This is a genomic window from Pseudoclavibacter sp. VKM Ac-2888 (genome assembly GCF_015351285.1).
GTDB lineage: Bacteria > Actinomycetota > Actinomycetes > Actinomycetales > Microbacteriaceae > Pseudoclavibacter.
Genome location: NZ_JADKSM010000001.1, coordinates 635,490 through 648,869, shown reverse-complemented (window position 1 = coordinate 648,869; position 13,380 = coordinate 635,490). Strand labels below are relative to the sequence as shown.

11 protein-coding genes are annotated in these 13,380 nt (G+C 66.8%); 6 read left to right on the top strand and 5 right to left on the bottom strand.

What is annotated here, in order from left to right; translation table 11 throughout:
• Positions 1-32 precede the first annotated feature (32 nt).
• Together ITJ61_RS03020 and ITJ61_RS03015 are read left to right on the top strand one after the other, a co-directional pair.
• Positions 33-581 (top strand): helix-turn-helix domain-containing protein, encoded by a 549-nt coding sequence (locus tag ITJ61_RS03020; protein WP_194685381.1) that lies wholly within the window; start codon positions 33-35, stop codon positions 579-581.
• A complete protein-coding gene (locus ITJ61_RS03015) occupies positions 559-1,755 on the top strand; it encodes a site-specific integrase (RefSeq protein ID WP_323744292.1) in 1,197 nt (398 codons plus the stop codon). The genes ITJ61_RS03020 and ITJ61_RS03015 overlap by 23 nt, the downstream gene beginning before the upstream one ends.
• Here ITJ61_RS03015 and glnA read toward each other — a convergent pair.
• Positions 1,743-3,167, bottom strand: a complete 1,425-nt coding sequence (gene glnA, locus ITJ61_RS03010) for a type I glutamate--ammonia ligase (protein ID WP_068492563.1) — start codon at positions 3,165-3,167, stop codon at positions 1,743-1,745. The two genes, ITJ61_RS03015 and glnA, sit on opposite strands and share 13 nt — an antisense overlap.
• 169 nt (positions 3,168-3,336) lie before the next feature.
• On the opposite strand from glnA, the gene ITJ61_RS03005 reads away from it, so the two are divergent.
• Complete coding sequence (locus tag ITJ61_RS03005) at positions 3,337-3,762, top strand: RDD family protein (protein ID WP_194685380.1); 426 nt, start codon at positions 3,337-3,339, stop codon at positions 3,760-3,762.
• A 36-nt stretch (positions 3,763-3,798) separates the two neighbouring features.
• Here the strand turns inward: ITJ61_RS03005 and ITJ61_RS03000 are convergent, their stop codons facing one another.
• On the bottom strand, positions 3,799-4,518 hold the full coding sequence (locus tag ITJ61_RS03000; RefSeq protein ID WP_104298719.1) for a DUF4191 domain-containing protein: 720 nt from the start codon (positions 4,516-4,518) through the stop codon (positions 3,799-3,801).
• Positions 4,519-4,634: 116 nt separating this feature from the next.
• On the opposite strand from ITJ61_RS03000, the gene ITJ61_RS02995 reads away from it, so the two are divergent.
• Positions 4,635-6,359: a hypothetical protein gene (locus tag ITJ61_RS02995; protein WP_194685379.1), complete on the top strand. Its 1,725-nt coding sequence runs from the start codon at positions 4,635-4,637 to the stop codon at positions 6,357-6,359.
• Positions 6,360-6,364: 5 nt separating this feature from the next.
• Here ITJ61_RS02995 and sucB read toward each other — a convergent pair whose 3' ends face one another.
• The 3 genes from sucB to ITJ61_RS02980 form a co-directional block, all read right to left on the bottom strand.
• Positions 6,365-7,846: a 2-oxoglutarate dehydrogenase, E2 component, dihydrolipoamide succinyltransferase gene (gene sucB / locus ITJ61_RS02990; protein WP_194685378.1), complete on the bottom strand. Its 1,482-nt coding sequence runs from the start codon at positions 7,844-7,846 to the stop codon at positions 6,365-6,367.
• A 32-nt stretch (positions 7,847-7,878) separates the two neighbouring features.
• Positions 7,879-9,279 carry a dihydrolipoyl dehydrogenase gene (lpdA, locus tag ITJ61_RS02985; RefSeq protein ID WP_228496588.1) on the bottom strand — a complete coding sequence of 467 codons (1,401 nt, stop codon included), beginning with the start codon at positions 9,277-9,279 and terminating at the stop codon, positions 7,879-7,881.
• Between the two features lie 91 nt (positions 9,280-9,370).
• Positions 9,371-10,837 carry a leucyl aminopeptidase gene (locus ITJ61_RS02980; protein ID WP_194685377.1) on the bottom strand — a complete coding sequence of 489 codons (1,467 nt, stop codon included), beginning with the start codon at positions 10,835-10,837 and terminating at the stop codon, positions 9,371-9,373.
• Positions 10,838-10,939: 102 nt separating this feature from the next.
• Between ITJ61_RS02980 and ITJ61_RS02975 the strand changes: the two genes are divergently transcribed.
• Positions 10,940-11,854: a proteasome assembly chaperone family protein gene (locus tag ITJ61_RS02975; RefSeq protein WP_104298722.1), complete on the top strand. Its 915-nt coding sequence runs from the start codon at positions 10,940-10,942 to the stop codon at positions 11,852-11,854.
• Between the two features lie 101 nt (positions 11,855-11,955).
• Positions 11,956-13,272, top strand: a complete 1,317-nt coding sequence (locus ITJ61_RS02970; RefSeq protein WP_104241356.1) for an MFS transporter — start codon at positions 11,956-11,958, stop codon at positions 13,270-13,272.
• The last annotated feature ends 108 nt before the right edge of the window (positions 13,273-13,380 follow it).

Here is a 13,380-nt window from a genome sequence, read left to right as displayed (position 1 = left end):
GGACAACTGGCAAATCCAATACGCTGTCAACTGTGTCAGCAACAGACGAGCAAATCGGCCGTAACCTCCTCCGCCTCCGCGGTGAGCTATCTCAGAAGGAGCTCGCCGCGATGATGCAGAAGCGGGGATGGAAGTGGTCACAGGCCACCGTCTGGGCCATCGAGAAAGGCGAGCGTCCCCTACGGCTCGCCGAAGCTGCAGACCTCGAAGACCTGCTGAACCTCTTCCCGAACAGCTCGCCGCTGCTCGAATCCCCGAAGCGTGTGACAGTCGGCAATGAGATCCGGGGTCTGGCCGACGCACGAGAGGAACTTGAGGCGGCCATCGCGGCCTACGACATGGCTCGCTACGATCTCGCCATCAAGGCTGATGCTCTGACCGAGGTCGACAAGCGCGCGCACCGCGATCAGGTGGTCGAAGAAATCGGCGTGCCGGCCAGTCGGGTCGTCGCGGACGCACACGCGAAATGGGCTGACGATCCAGACCAGATCTGGCACGAGATGGTTTCCGGCAAGACCACTGCGCACACCTTCAGGCGCATCGTTCAGGAGAGTGCCCGTGGCGAGCATCAAGAAGCATGAGATCCGGCGCCCGCTGAAAGACGCCGACGGCAACCCGATCCTCGACGAGGACGGCAAGGGCGTCTCAGCGAAGACCGGCACCGTCGTCTGGCGCGCACGCTACCGCGACGACGACGGCAAGGAGCACGTCCGGCACTTCAAGTACAAAGACAAACCTGAGGACCCGGAGAACAGCGCCCAGGCGTGGATAGACGAGATCACGGCCGCCAAGGTCACCGGCACCTACATGGACCCTCAGAGGGCCAAGACGACCGTCTCAGAGTGGTGCACGGTCTGGCTCGAGGGCTACGCCTCGAAGCGAGCGTCGACGGTCAAGCAGGCGAAGACCCATTGCAAGCGCATCGTCGCGAAGTTCGGGCCGCGCAAGCTCACGAGCATCCGACCGTCCGAAGTGCGATCGTGGATGGTGGAGCTCAAGGCTGAGGGGTTGGCCGATTCGACCATCTACGCCATCCACTCCCGACTCGCCCAGATCCTCACAGACGCCGTGCACGACGGACTCCTGACCAAGACCCCCACGAGCCGTAGAACATCGCCACCAGCGGGCAAGCAGCGGCCCTACGTGGCATCTACGGCCCAGGTGTGGGCACTCCACGACGCGATGCCAGAGCACATGCGTGGCGTGATTCTGCTCGGCGCGTTCGCCGGCCTGCGAGTCAGGGAGATCGCGGCGCTGCGCGTCTCTGACGTCGACTTCATGCGAGGCATCATCACGCCCGCGATTCAGTGGCCGGCGGAACCGCTCAAGACCGACGAGTCGAAGAACGCGATCCCGATCCCCGCCGAGCTCGCGCTCGAGTTGAACCGAGTCCCGCAGAAGTGGGGGAGCGAGACGCTCGTCGTCGGCGCGTTCGGCCGCACCGTCTCGCCGTACCGCATCGAGGAGGAATTCAGGCGCGTGCGCGGCAACGTGCAAGGGCTGCCGGACGGCTTCCGCATCCACGATCTGCGGCACTACTTCGCGAGCCTCCTCATCCATGAGGGGCTCAGCGTGAAGGTCGTCCAGGCCCGCCTGCGGCACTCGTCCGCGAAGACGACGCTCGACACCTATGGCCACCTTTGGCCGGACACAGACGAGTCCGCACGAGCGGCGATCGCGAAGGCGTTCACTGCTCGTGCGGACACGCTGCGGACACAAGGCCCGGAATCGTTGGTGTCTAGCTACACCCCGTAGTAGAGCTCGAACTCGTACGGGTGCGGGCGCTGCGCGAGCGGCTGCACTTCGTTGACCGTCTTGTAGTTGATCCAGTTCTCGATGAGCTCCGGCGTGAAGACGTTGCCCTTGGTGAGGTACTCGTGGTCAGCCTCGAGAGCTGCGAGCGCCTCAGGCAGCGAGGTGGCGAGCTGCGGGATGCTCTTCGCCTCTTCCGGGGGAAGCTCGTAGAGGTCCTTGTCGACGGGCTCGTGCGGCTCGATGCGGTTCTGGATACCGTCGAGGCCGGCCATGAGCTGGGCCGCGAACGCGAGGTACGGGTTGGCCGAGGCGTCCGGTGCGCGGAACTCGATGCGCTTCGCCTTCGGGTTGGAGCCCGTGATCGGAATGCGGATCGCAGCCGAGCGGTTTCCTGCCGAGTAGACCAGGTTGATGGGAGCCTCGAAGCCCTTCACCAGGCGGTGGTAGGAGTTCGTCGTCGGGTTGGTGAACGCCGCGAGCGAGTTGGCGTGCGCAAGCAGACCGCCGATGTACCAGCGAGCCGTGTCGGAGAGCGAACCGTAGCCGGCCTCGTCGTAGAAGAGCGGCTCGCCGTCCTTCCAGAGCGACTGGTGCGTGTGCATGCCCGAGCCGTTGTCGTTGTAGAGCGGCTTCGGCATGAACGTGGCCGACTTGCCCCACTGCTCGGCGGTGTTCTTGACGATGTACTTGAACTTCAGGATGTCATCTGCCGCGCTGACCATCGTGTCGAAGCGGTAGTTGATCTCCTGCTGCCCGCCGGTGCCCACCTCGTGGTGCGAGCGCTCGAGGATGAAACCAGCCTCGATGAGCTTGAGCGTGATGTCGTCGCGCAGGTCTGCCGTCTTGTCGACGGGGGAGACGGGGAAGTAGCCACCCTTGAACGGCGTCTTGTTGCCGAGGTTGCCGCCCTCTTCTTCGCGGCCGGAGTTCCAGGCGCCCTCTTCGGAGTCGACCGAGTAGAAGCTCTGGTTCGACGTCACGGAGTAGCGCACGTCGTCGAAGATGTAGAACTCGGCCTCGGGAGCGAAGAACGCCGTGTCGGCGATGCCCGTCGAGGACAGGTAGTCGACAGCCTTCTTCGCGACCTGGCGCGGGTCGCGGTGGTAGATCTCACCGGTGCGCGGGTTGTAGATGTCGAAGACCATGATCAGGGTCTTGGCGTCACGGAACGGGTCGAGGTACGCGGTCGTCACGTCGGGGATGAGCTGCATGTCCGACTCGTGGATCGACGCGAAACCGCGGATCGAGGAGCCGTCGAAGAGCTGGCCGACGGAGAAGAACTCCTCGTCGACGGTCGACGCGGGGATGTTGAAGTGCTGCTGCACACCCGGGAGGTCGGTGAAGCGGATGTCGAGGAACTTGACATCGTTATCGGCGATATAGGCGAGGACTTCAGACGGTTCTTTGAACATGGCTTCTCCGGGTCGTGTCGAAGGTGTTGGCGGACGGGGTCCTGTCACAAGCTAACCACTCGCTGTTGCCCCTTGGTCACTGTTATGTTTCGTGCACGTTACGCAGAGCGTGATATGCAGGGGGGATCGGGCACCGAGGAGGCTCGGATGGCGAAGGTAAGCTGTCCGGATGCCCGCACAGTCAAGCAGTCCGGAGTTCGCACGCCCGGAGAACAACCGCTACCCGGGCTACCGCCTCGGCTACCCCGAGGAAGGGCGAGGCTCGATAGGCCCCATGCGTCGACGCATCCCCGCCCTCGTCGTGGACTACGCCCTCGCTGCCGGCGTCGCGTTCCTCTTCTTCGACTACGAGTCGATCGCGATCCTGCTCCTCTTCTTCTCCATGAGCTCCGTGGGCATCATGCTCTTCGGGGGTTCGGCGGGACACCTGCTGTTCCGGATGCGCGTGACCAGACTCGATGGCTCAGCCCCCGGCTACGTGCGTCCCCTCATCCGCCAGCTCCTCGTGACGCTCGTGCTGCCCATGCTCGTCTGGGACAGCGACCAGCGCGGCGGCCACGACATCATGACAAAACTCGCCCTGCGGCTCGTGTAGAGCGACAGGGCGAGTCTCTGGCGGGGATGCTGCGGATCAGCGCATCTGCGAACGCGACGAGCGCATCCGCATCGGGTCAATGCCCTTGGGGATCGGAAGCGCGTTGCTGCCGAGCGCCTTGAGTCGGCTCGTCACGGCGACGATCTCCGGCTTGGTGAGCTTCTTCGGGAGCTTGTTGAGGGTCTTGCGGACCTTGACGAGCTTCACGTCGTCGGCGCCCGTCCCCACGTGGAAGTGGTGGATGGGCACGTTCGGCAGGATTCGCGCGGTCTTGCGGCGCTCGTCGTCGAGCAGTCGCTTGGTGCCGGACTTGCTGCCCTCGGTGAGGATGACAACGCCGGGCTTGCCGATCGCACGGTAGACCGCATCCTGCGTCTTCGCGTTGAAGGCGACCGGCATCTCGCTGGTCTGCCAGGTTCCGCGCATGGCGCTGGTGAGCACCTGGCCGGTTGCACCGGCGCGCCCTTCGAGTTGCCCGAAGGCCACCCGCTCGGCGCGCCAGTTCAGCGTGAACATGAAGAGGAGCACGCCGACCATGAGGCCGAGGATCATCGTGAGGATCCAGATGAGCGCGTTCGATCCAGGCAGGAAGATGCTCACGAGCGCTGCGATGATCAGGGGGACGAGCACGGCAGCGGCCATGATCCAAGGTGCGGTCTTGTCGTACTTGACCGTCATCTTGAGGACTTGCCAGATCTGCTTGAAGCGACCTGGTTCTTTTTCCGCTGCTGCGCTGGCTTGTGGAGAGTTCGCCATAGTGCATCCAGAATACCGGCACTCCACCCCGTATTCACATTCGGACTCGTGACGACTTCTCCACAGACGATGAAGCTGGTGCACTCCGCTGGTGTGGGGACCGTCAGACTCCCGTTGTGCGAGCCAGAAATCTGCCGGGAACCGACCGCCTCGACCGCCCCGAGTACTTCGACGTCGTGGGCTGGCGGGTCGTCGAGGTGCTCGACGATACCGGCGCCTGGCATCGCCTCCTGGCGGTGTCGAGGGAGCAGGCGGCACCGGATGAGGAGGAATGGCTCTCCGGGGCAGCAGACGTCTCGCAACCGCAGCTTCCTGCCGCAGCTCTCGACGGCACGGTTGAGCTTGTCGTGGAGGTCGAGGCGAGCGGGGGACCGACGCTCACCGAGCTCTGCGAGGTCTTCGACGAGGTCAGCGCCCCGAGCATCCCCGTGCTGCTCGACATTGGTCTGACGGATCGCCGAGAGGCCGTGGCGGTACTCGAAGCGACGATCGGATCCAGCGTGGGGGAGCTGCTCGACCGGCCATACCCTCTCGCGACCGGTGAGATCGTGACGATCCTCGCTCCGCTCGCCGAGACGCTCGCCGAGCTTCACCGAGCGGGCCTCGCTCTCGGCGGCTTGGGCCTCGAGGACGTTCGGCTCACCGCTCAGGGGCGACCCGTCGTCAAGAGATGGGACACGCTGTCACGCCTCGAGGGGTTCGACGACCGGCTGCAGCCCGGCATCGTCCGCGACTGGAAGGCCTTCGAGGGCTTCGCCGATCTGGTCCTCGCGCAGCTGCCGACCGAGCTCGAGTTGCCGGCGGCACTCGAGCGCGAACTCGACAGGTGCTTGAGCGGTGATGTGGATGCTGAGCTGCCCGAGCGCCTGCTCGACGCGCTCTTCGCCTGGCACGATGCCAGTGATATCCAGGACCCGGCTGCGGGAGAGCGCTCTCCACGTCGGGCCTTGCTGGCGCACGAGTCGACGCTGCCGCACGTGGCTCCGGCTACCGGCGGGCACGATGACTTCGATCCTGCGGTTGCCGACACGCGCCGCTTGACCAGTTCGCTGCTCGACGGCGACGACGACGCAGACGGGGACTTCGCCGAGGCAGGCGCTGCAGGCAGAGACGTCCGCCTCGGGCACTCCCTGCGGGCCCGAGGGGAAGCCACGCGTCGAGATCGCCCCGAGGCTCCCGATCAGCGGGCGTCTCGCGGTGGGCGGAGCAGGAGGCGGCAGCGGGCGCGTCGGCAGCCGGGTTTCCTGCGCCGCACGCTGGGCACCATCAGGCTGCCTTTTCGCATCGCGGCAGCTGCCGCAGTGGTCCTGTGCATCTGCGCTGCGGCGCTGGGGCTGCTCGGTGAGGTACCTGGTGGGGGAGAGGATCCGGCTCCGAGCGTGCGAGCGAGCGATGCCGGGCCCGCACACACCGCTGAGTCGGGCCCTCCGAGCTCCGGGAACCCGCCGGTGAACGAGACGATGCCCGTCGCCGACTCAGCTGGAGCCCCTGACTGGCGCGCACGCGCCATGGCGGACGATCCGACCGTCGCCGTGCTGGCCCTGGTCGAGCGGCGGGCCGAGTGCCTTGCCAGAGAGACCGCCGGTTGTCTCGAGGAGGTGTACCAGAGTGACGCGCCGGGCCTGCACGCGGACCTCGCCCGCGGTGGGGGCGCAGCAGACCAGCTCGCGGGACTGACAGCGGCGACACTCAGGGATCGCTACGGCGACCTCGTCGTGGTGGATCTGTGGTCGGCGGACGCGATCCAGGCCGCAGAGACACCACCGGCCTCCCTCACGATTGCTCGTGGGGAGGCCGGCTGGCGTCTGCGGGATGTCCGAGGAGCGGCAGCTCCTCGGTGACGGCTCTAGAGTCCGAGCTGTCCTTCGAACGCGCCCTCTTCGAGGCGGTTCTTCACCTGCGAGAGGAAGCGAGCCGCGTCGGCACCGTCGATGATGCGGTGGTCGTAGCTCAGCGCGAGGAAGACCAGTGAGCGAATCGCGATGGACTCCTGGCCGTCTGCCGTCTTCACGACAGCCGGACGCTTCGCGACGATCCCGGTCCCGAGGATCGCGCTCTGCGGGAGGAAGACGACGGGCGTGTCGAACAGCGCGCCGCGCGAGCCCGTGTTCGTGACCGTGAACGTTCCGCCGGCAAGCTCGTCCGGGAGCAGCTTGTTGTCACGCGTGCGCTCGGCGAGGTCAGCGATCTGGCCTGCGAGGCCGGCGATGTCGAACTGCGATGCCTTCTTGATGACCGGCGTGAGCAGGCCGCGCTCGGTGTCGACCGCCATGGCGATGTTCTCGGACTCCGGGTAGACGATGGAGTCTCCGTCGACCGTGGAGTTGATGATCGGGAAGCTCTGGAGCGCTTCTGCCGCCGCGAGGGTGAAGAACGGCAGGAACGAGAGCTTGTTGCCCGTCTTCGCGTGGAAGTCGCCCTTGACGCGGTCACGCAGCTGCGCGATGCGAGTCACGTCGACCTCGACGACCGTCGTGAGCTGGGCCGTCGAGTTCATCGAAGCGACAGCGCGCTCGGCGACGACCTTGCGGAGACGCGACATCTTCGCCGTCGTGCCACGCAGCTCGGAGACCTCGAACGGAGTGGGCTCGCCGGGGGTGCCGGCCGAGGCTGCCGCTGCCGGAGCTGCGGACTTGCTCGACTCAGCGAAGGCGACGACGTCTTCCTTGCGGATGCGCCCGCCGACTCCGGTGCCCTGGACCTTCGAGAGGTCGACGCCAGCGTCTGCCGCGAGCTTGCGAACGAGCGGCGTGACGTAGCGGGGGTCGGAGCTCGAGGCGGCCTGCGCCGTCTCACCAGCCTGCTTGGGCTGCGAAGGCTGCTTGGGCTGCGCCGGCGGCTTCGGAGCGGAAGCGGACTGCGGCGCCGTCTGCGCGGCAGGGGTCGCGGCCTGCTTGGCGGGAGCCTCAGACGTCGTCTCCTTCTCGGGAGCCGGCTCTGCGTAGCCCTCGTCTTCCTTGTCTGCAGGGGCCTCTTCGGCCTCGGGAGCCGCGGCGGGCTGCGAGGTCGACTCGGCTGCTTCCTCGACCTCGGGCTCGGCCTGAGCCTCTTCGGCCGCAGGAGCGCTGTCGTCGGAGGACGACGCGCCGGAGCCGTCGCCGAGGCGAGCGAGCACTGCGCCGACCTCGACGGTCTCGTCTTCGCCAACGAGGATCTCCTCGAGGACGCCGGCGATGGGCGACGGGATCTCGGTGTCGACCTTGTCCGTCGAGACCTCGAGCAGTGGCTCGTCGACCTCGACGGTGTCGCCGACGCTCTTCAGCCAGCGGGTGACGGTTCCTTCGGTGACACTCTCGCCGAGTGCCGGGAGCGTTACGTCTTCGCTCATGATGTGGGTTCTCCTTGAGTGGTTCTGGCTGGTCAGAGGGCGTGCAGCGGGACTCCGGCGAGCAGACGCGCTGCCTCGCCGATCGTCTCACCCTGCGTCGGGTGGGCGTGGATGAGGTGCGCGACGTCCTCTGGGTAGGCCTCCCAGTTGACGATGAGCTGAGCTTCGCTCACGAGCTCGCCGACGCGGCCGCCGATCATGTGGACACCGACGATCGGGCCGTCGTTGACGCGCACGAGCTTGACGGTGCCGCTTGTGCCGAGGATCGAGCTCTTCGCGTTGCCCGCGAGGTTGTACTCGGCCGTGGAGATGGCGTCGTCGCCGAACTTCTCCTTCGCCTTCGCCTCGGAGTAGCCGACGGATGCGATCTCCGGGTCGGAGTACGTGATCTTCGGGATGTTGATGTCCTCGACCTGCACGGGGTTGAGGCCGGCGATCTGCTCGGCGACGAAGATGCCGTGCTGGTAGCTGCGGTGCGCGAGCTGAAGGCCGGGAACGATGTCGCCGATGGCGTAGACGCCGGGGACGTTGGTCTGCAGCGTCTCGTCGACGGGCACGAAGCCGCGGTCCGTCGTGACGCCGACCTCTTCGAGGCCGATGCCGTCGGTCACGGGGCCGCGACCGACCGCGACGAGGAGCAGGTCGGCGTCGAGCACGTCGCCCGACTCGAGCTCGACGTGCACGCCGTACTCGTCCTGCGTGACGCCCTTGAAGCGGACGCCGAGCTTGAAGTCGATGCCACGCTTCTTGTAGGCGCGCTCGAGCTGCTTGGAGACGGACTCCTCTTCAGCGGGAGCGAGGTGCTTGAGGCCCTCGACGATCGTGACCTCGACGCCGAACGAGCGCCAGACGCTGGCGAACTCCAGGCCGATGACGCCGCCGCCGAGGATGACGACGCGGTTCGGGAGCCACTCGAGCTCGAGCGCCTGCTCGCTCGTGATGACGTTGCCCGAGATCTCGAGGCCCGGCAGCGAACGCGAGAAGGACCCGGTTGCGAGGACGACGTTCTTGCCCGTGAGCGTGTCGTCCCCGACCTGGACGGTCGTAGGGGAGACGAGCTTGCCCTCTCCCTGGAAGACGGTGACGCCCTTGGCCTTCAGGAGGCCCTGGAGGCCCTTGAACTTGCTGGCGACGATTCCCTCGCGGAAGGCGTTGACCTTCACGATGTCGACGCCCTGGAACTCGGTGAGCACGCCGACCGATGATGCCTCGTGTGCGTTGTCGGCAAGCTCTGCCGCGTGGAGCATGGCCTTGGTAGGCACGCAGCCACGGTGGAGGCAGGTGCCTCCGAGCTTGTCCTTCTCAACCAGAGCGACGGTTGAGCCCAGCTGAACGGCGCGGATAGCTGCGGCGTATCCCGCACTTCCTCCGCCAAGGACGACGAGGTCGAAATTGTGTTCTGACACCCGGAAAACTCCCTCAATGGAATTCATAGAGAAGCGGCGGCCGGTTTGTGGTCGCCACGCGCGGCGAAATTACCCCTCAGGGAAGCCTACACGCGTCGAACTGGCAGGAATAACCAGCTCAGGAACGGGACTCGAGCAGTGCGATGAGCGTTCGCACCATGACGCCGGTGGCGCCCTTGGGGACGTAGCCGTAGGCGGCCGAGGTGTTGTTCGAGGGGCCCGCGATGTCGAGGTGCACCCAGGGGATGGTGCCTTCGCCGTCGGCTCGTTCTCCGACGAAGCGCTCGAGGAACGCGGCCGCGACGAGCATGCCGGCCGAGCGGTTGCCGGAGCGCATGTTGGCGAGGTCAGCCACGGGGGACTTGAGCGTTTCGCCGACCTCCTCCGGGATGGGCATCGCCCAGGAGGGCTCGCCGATCGAGCGCGATGCCTCGATGACGCTGCTGATCCAGGCGTCGTCGTTGCCCATGACCGCGGTGGTGCGGTCGCCGAGGGCGACGATCTGGGCGCCGGTCAGCGTCGCGATGTCGATGATGAGGTCGGGGTGCTCTTCGCTGGCTGCGGCGATGCCGTCGGCCATGACGATGCGGCCCTCTGCGTCGGTGTTGGTGATCTCGACGGTCTTGCCGCCGTAGATCGTCACGACGTCGTCGGGGCGTGTGGCCGTGCTCGAAGGCATGTTCTCGGCGATGCAGAGCCAGCCCGTGATGGCGACCTTGATGTCGAGCTCGACCGCTGCCTGGAGAACGCCGACGATCGTCGCCGCTCCGGCCATGTCGAACTTCATGCCGACCATGGAGCCGGCTGGCTTGAGCGAGAGTCCGCCCGTGTCGAAGGTGATGCCCTTCCCGACGAGCGCGACGTGCAGCTGCGCGCCCTCCGGCCGGTAGTCGAGACGGACGAGACGTGGGCCGCGCGAGGAGCCCTGTCCGACGGCCGTCAGGCCGCCGAAGCCCCCATCACGCAGCTGCTCGGCGTCCCAGACCCGGGACTCGATGCCCTTCGACTCTGCGACCCGCACCGCGATATCGGCGAGGGCGGCGGGAGGGAGGTCGTTCGGTGGCGTGTTGACGGCATCCTGGACCAGAGCGACGGATGACGCGATGGCGCTCACCCTGGCGATCTCGGCGGATGCGCGAGCCTCATCGGCAGTCACGACACTGATCGTCGCCAGCGCGGTGTCATCTTCCTCGGACTTGTAAGGCGTGAAGCGGTAGCTGGCAAGGACGGCGCCGAGGAGGACTGCCTCGCGGATCGCGGGGTCGAGGGCGTCGACATCGATGGAGATGGCCGAGGTGGCGACCGCGCGAGCCAGGGCACCTCCTGCTCGCCTCGCCTGCTCCTCGTCGCTCGCGTCGCCGAGACCGAGGGCGATGGCCGCCCGGACGCCGCCCTCGACCGGGATGGCGATCTTCTGCGTCTCGCCGCTCTTGCCGAGGAAGCCCGTGGCCGCGAGATACGGCTCGAGATCCGGCAGCCCGGCGGGAGCCGAGACGGTGAGCGATTCCTCCAGTCGGATCACGGGGAGCACCAGCAGCTGTGCATCGGGAGCGGATTCGGCGAGTTCCAGGGTGGCAAGCGTCATGCAGGCCAGCATATTGCGAGCGCGTGGAGCCACGCCTGCCGTCTCGTGCGCCAAGCGCGAACGCCCGTACCAACGTCAGCCTTCCGACCTAGCATTGGAGCTATGAGCGAGACTGAGCGCATCTTCCGAGTGGCTGCCGCATGGCATGACGTCCCTGCAGGCCTGCCCCTCATCGTCGCGCTGCGTGGCGGTCACGACGCCGGAGCCGTGGCGGCGCAGGTCTCCGACGAGATCATCGGTCTCGACGAGGACGCCCGGATCGTCGCGGAGTTCGATGTCGACGAGCTCTACGACTACCGCGCGCGGCGCCCGATCGTGTCCGTCTCGAATGGTCGAGTGAAGTCCGTGTCGTCACCTCGTCTCGACCTCAGGCTCGTCGCCGACGAGCTCGGCCAGGAGTTCCTGTTCCTCTCTGGCTTCGAACCGGACTACCGGTGGCGGCTGTTCAGCGAGGCACTCGTGGATGCTGTCGACGCGCTCGAGGTCTCCTCGACGACCTGGGTGCACGCCGTGCCCATGCCGGTTCCCCACACGCGTCCCATTCGCATCGCCGCGACCGGCAATCGCGAGGAGCTCGTGGATTCCCTCTCGGTGTGGAACCCGACGACCGAGGCGCCGGCTCACGTCATGCAGTACTTCCAGGTTCGGGCTGAGGAGCTCGGCCATCCCGTTCTGAGCCTCGCGATGCTGATTCCGCACTACGTCGCCGACTCCTCGGTGCCGGCGGGCGCGGTCGCGGCGCTGTCCGCCCTGGGAAGCGCGACCGGTCGCATGATCGCCACCGAGGCGTTGCGTGAGCGGGATCGCACGTTCCGCGCTGGCGTCGATGCCGAGCTCGAGTCCAATCCGGATGGGCAGAAGCTCATCCACGCCCTCGAGACGCAGCACGACGCCTACCTGCAGAATCTCGCGGTGACCAACGACTTCGAGGACGCGGCCGGCGAGCTGCCCTCTGCAGACCAGCTCGCCGCGGAGATCGAGCGCTATCTGGCGCTTGGCCGCGACGACGACGCCTGAGGTCCTGCCCGGGTTCGTCCCGGTGACCGTTTCGGTGTGACGGCCTTCTCGTCCGCGCCGTGTGGCGTGTCCCGGTGGCGGGACGCGAGACAATAGTTCAGATGAACCGCCGCCTTGCTCCCGCGATGTTCGCCATCACGGCGATCGCCTACATGGTCGCCGTCACGCAGCGATCGTCACTCGGGGTCGCCGGCGTGCTCGCCAGCGAGCGTTTCGAGGTCGGGGCCGCTGCGCTGTCGACGCTGGCCGTCGCGCAGCTGGCGGTCTATGCCGCCCTGCAGATTCCGGTCGGCATGCTGCTCGACCGATTCGGGCCGTCGAGGCTCATCCTCGTCGGGGCGCTGCTCATGTCCGGAGGGCAGCTGATCGTGGCGCTTGCGCCGGAACTCGGTGTCGCGGTCATGGGCCGGATGCTCGTCGGTGCCGGGGACGCGACGACCTTCGTCTCAGGGCTCCGGATCATCGCCGCGTGGTTCCCGCCGCGGCGGGTGCCGGTCTTCGTGCAGTGGTACGGCAACCTCGGCCAGCTGGGACAGGTGCTCTCTGCTGTCCCGTTCGGCTTCCTGCTGCGGTCCACGTCCTGGACGCCGGCGTTCCTCTCCGTCGCAAGCCTCGCACTGATCACCTCGGTCGCGGTCGCGGTGTTCCTGCGGGACAGCCCGGAGCTGCGCAGAGCCGGCGAGGCGATCAGCGTCCGTGGCGTCATGGGGAAAGTCGCCCAGGCCGCGCGCCGCCCGGGGACGAGGCTCGGATTCTGGGCGCACTTCACGACGCAGTTCCCTGGAACGGTCTTCGGCCTGCTGTGGGGGTTCCCGCTCATGACGCAGGGCATGGGGCTGGAGCCGGCCCTTGCCTCGTCGCTGCTCCCCGTGATCGTGCTCGCGGGAATGGTCCTCGGCCCATTCCTCGGGGTGCTCACGGGGCGATACCCGCTCCGGCGTTCCAACCTCGTGCTGATCTGCGCCCTGCTCATCCTGGGCGTCTGGGTGGCGATGCTCCTGTGGCCCGGCCTGCCGCCGCTCTGGCTCCTGATCGTGCTCCTGGTCGTGATGGGCATCGGCGGCTCGGGCTCGGCGATCGGCTTCGACTACGCTCGCACCTTCAACCCCGCTTCGAGCCTCGGATCGGCGTCCGGCATCGTGAACGTCGGGGGTTTCGTCGCGAGCTTCACGACCATGTTCCTGATCGGCATCTCGCTGGACGGGCTCGGCATCGGCGTGGCGGGAGCAGTGGACTGGCAGCAGTACAAGCTCGCGTTCTGGGTGATCCCCGGCATCATGCTCATCGGGCTGAGCGGCCTGCTGCTCAGCAGACGACGCACGAGGGGCCGCATGGCGCGCGATGAGGGAATAATCATCGACCCGCTCTGGGTTGCAATAGGCAGGAGATGGTTCGGGTCGGGCAGGCGTGGGATGTGAATGTCACGCGTGAATCCAAGGTTTCTCCCGAAACCGTGCCATAATCAACGGATGGACCCTGCGGGTCTGCCTCTGCGCAGACTTGACAAGGGCCTTCCTTATGCCCGC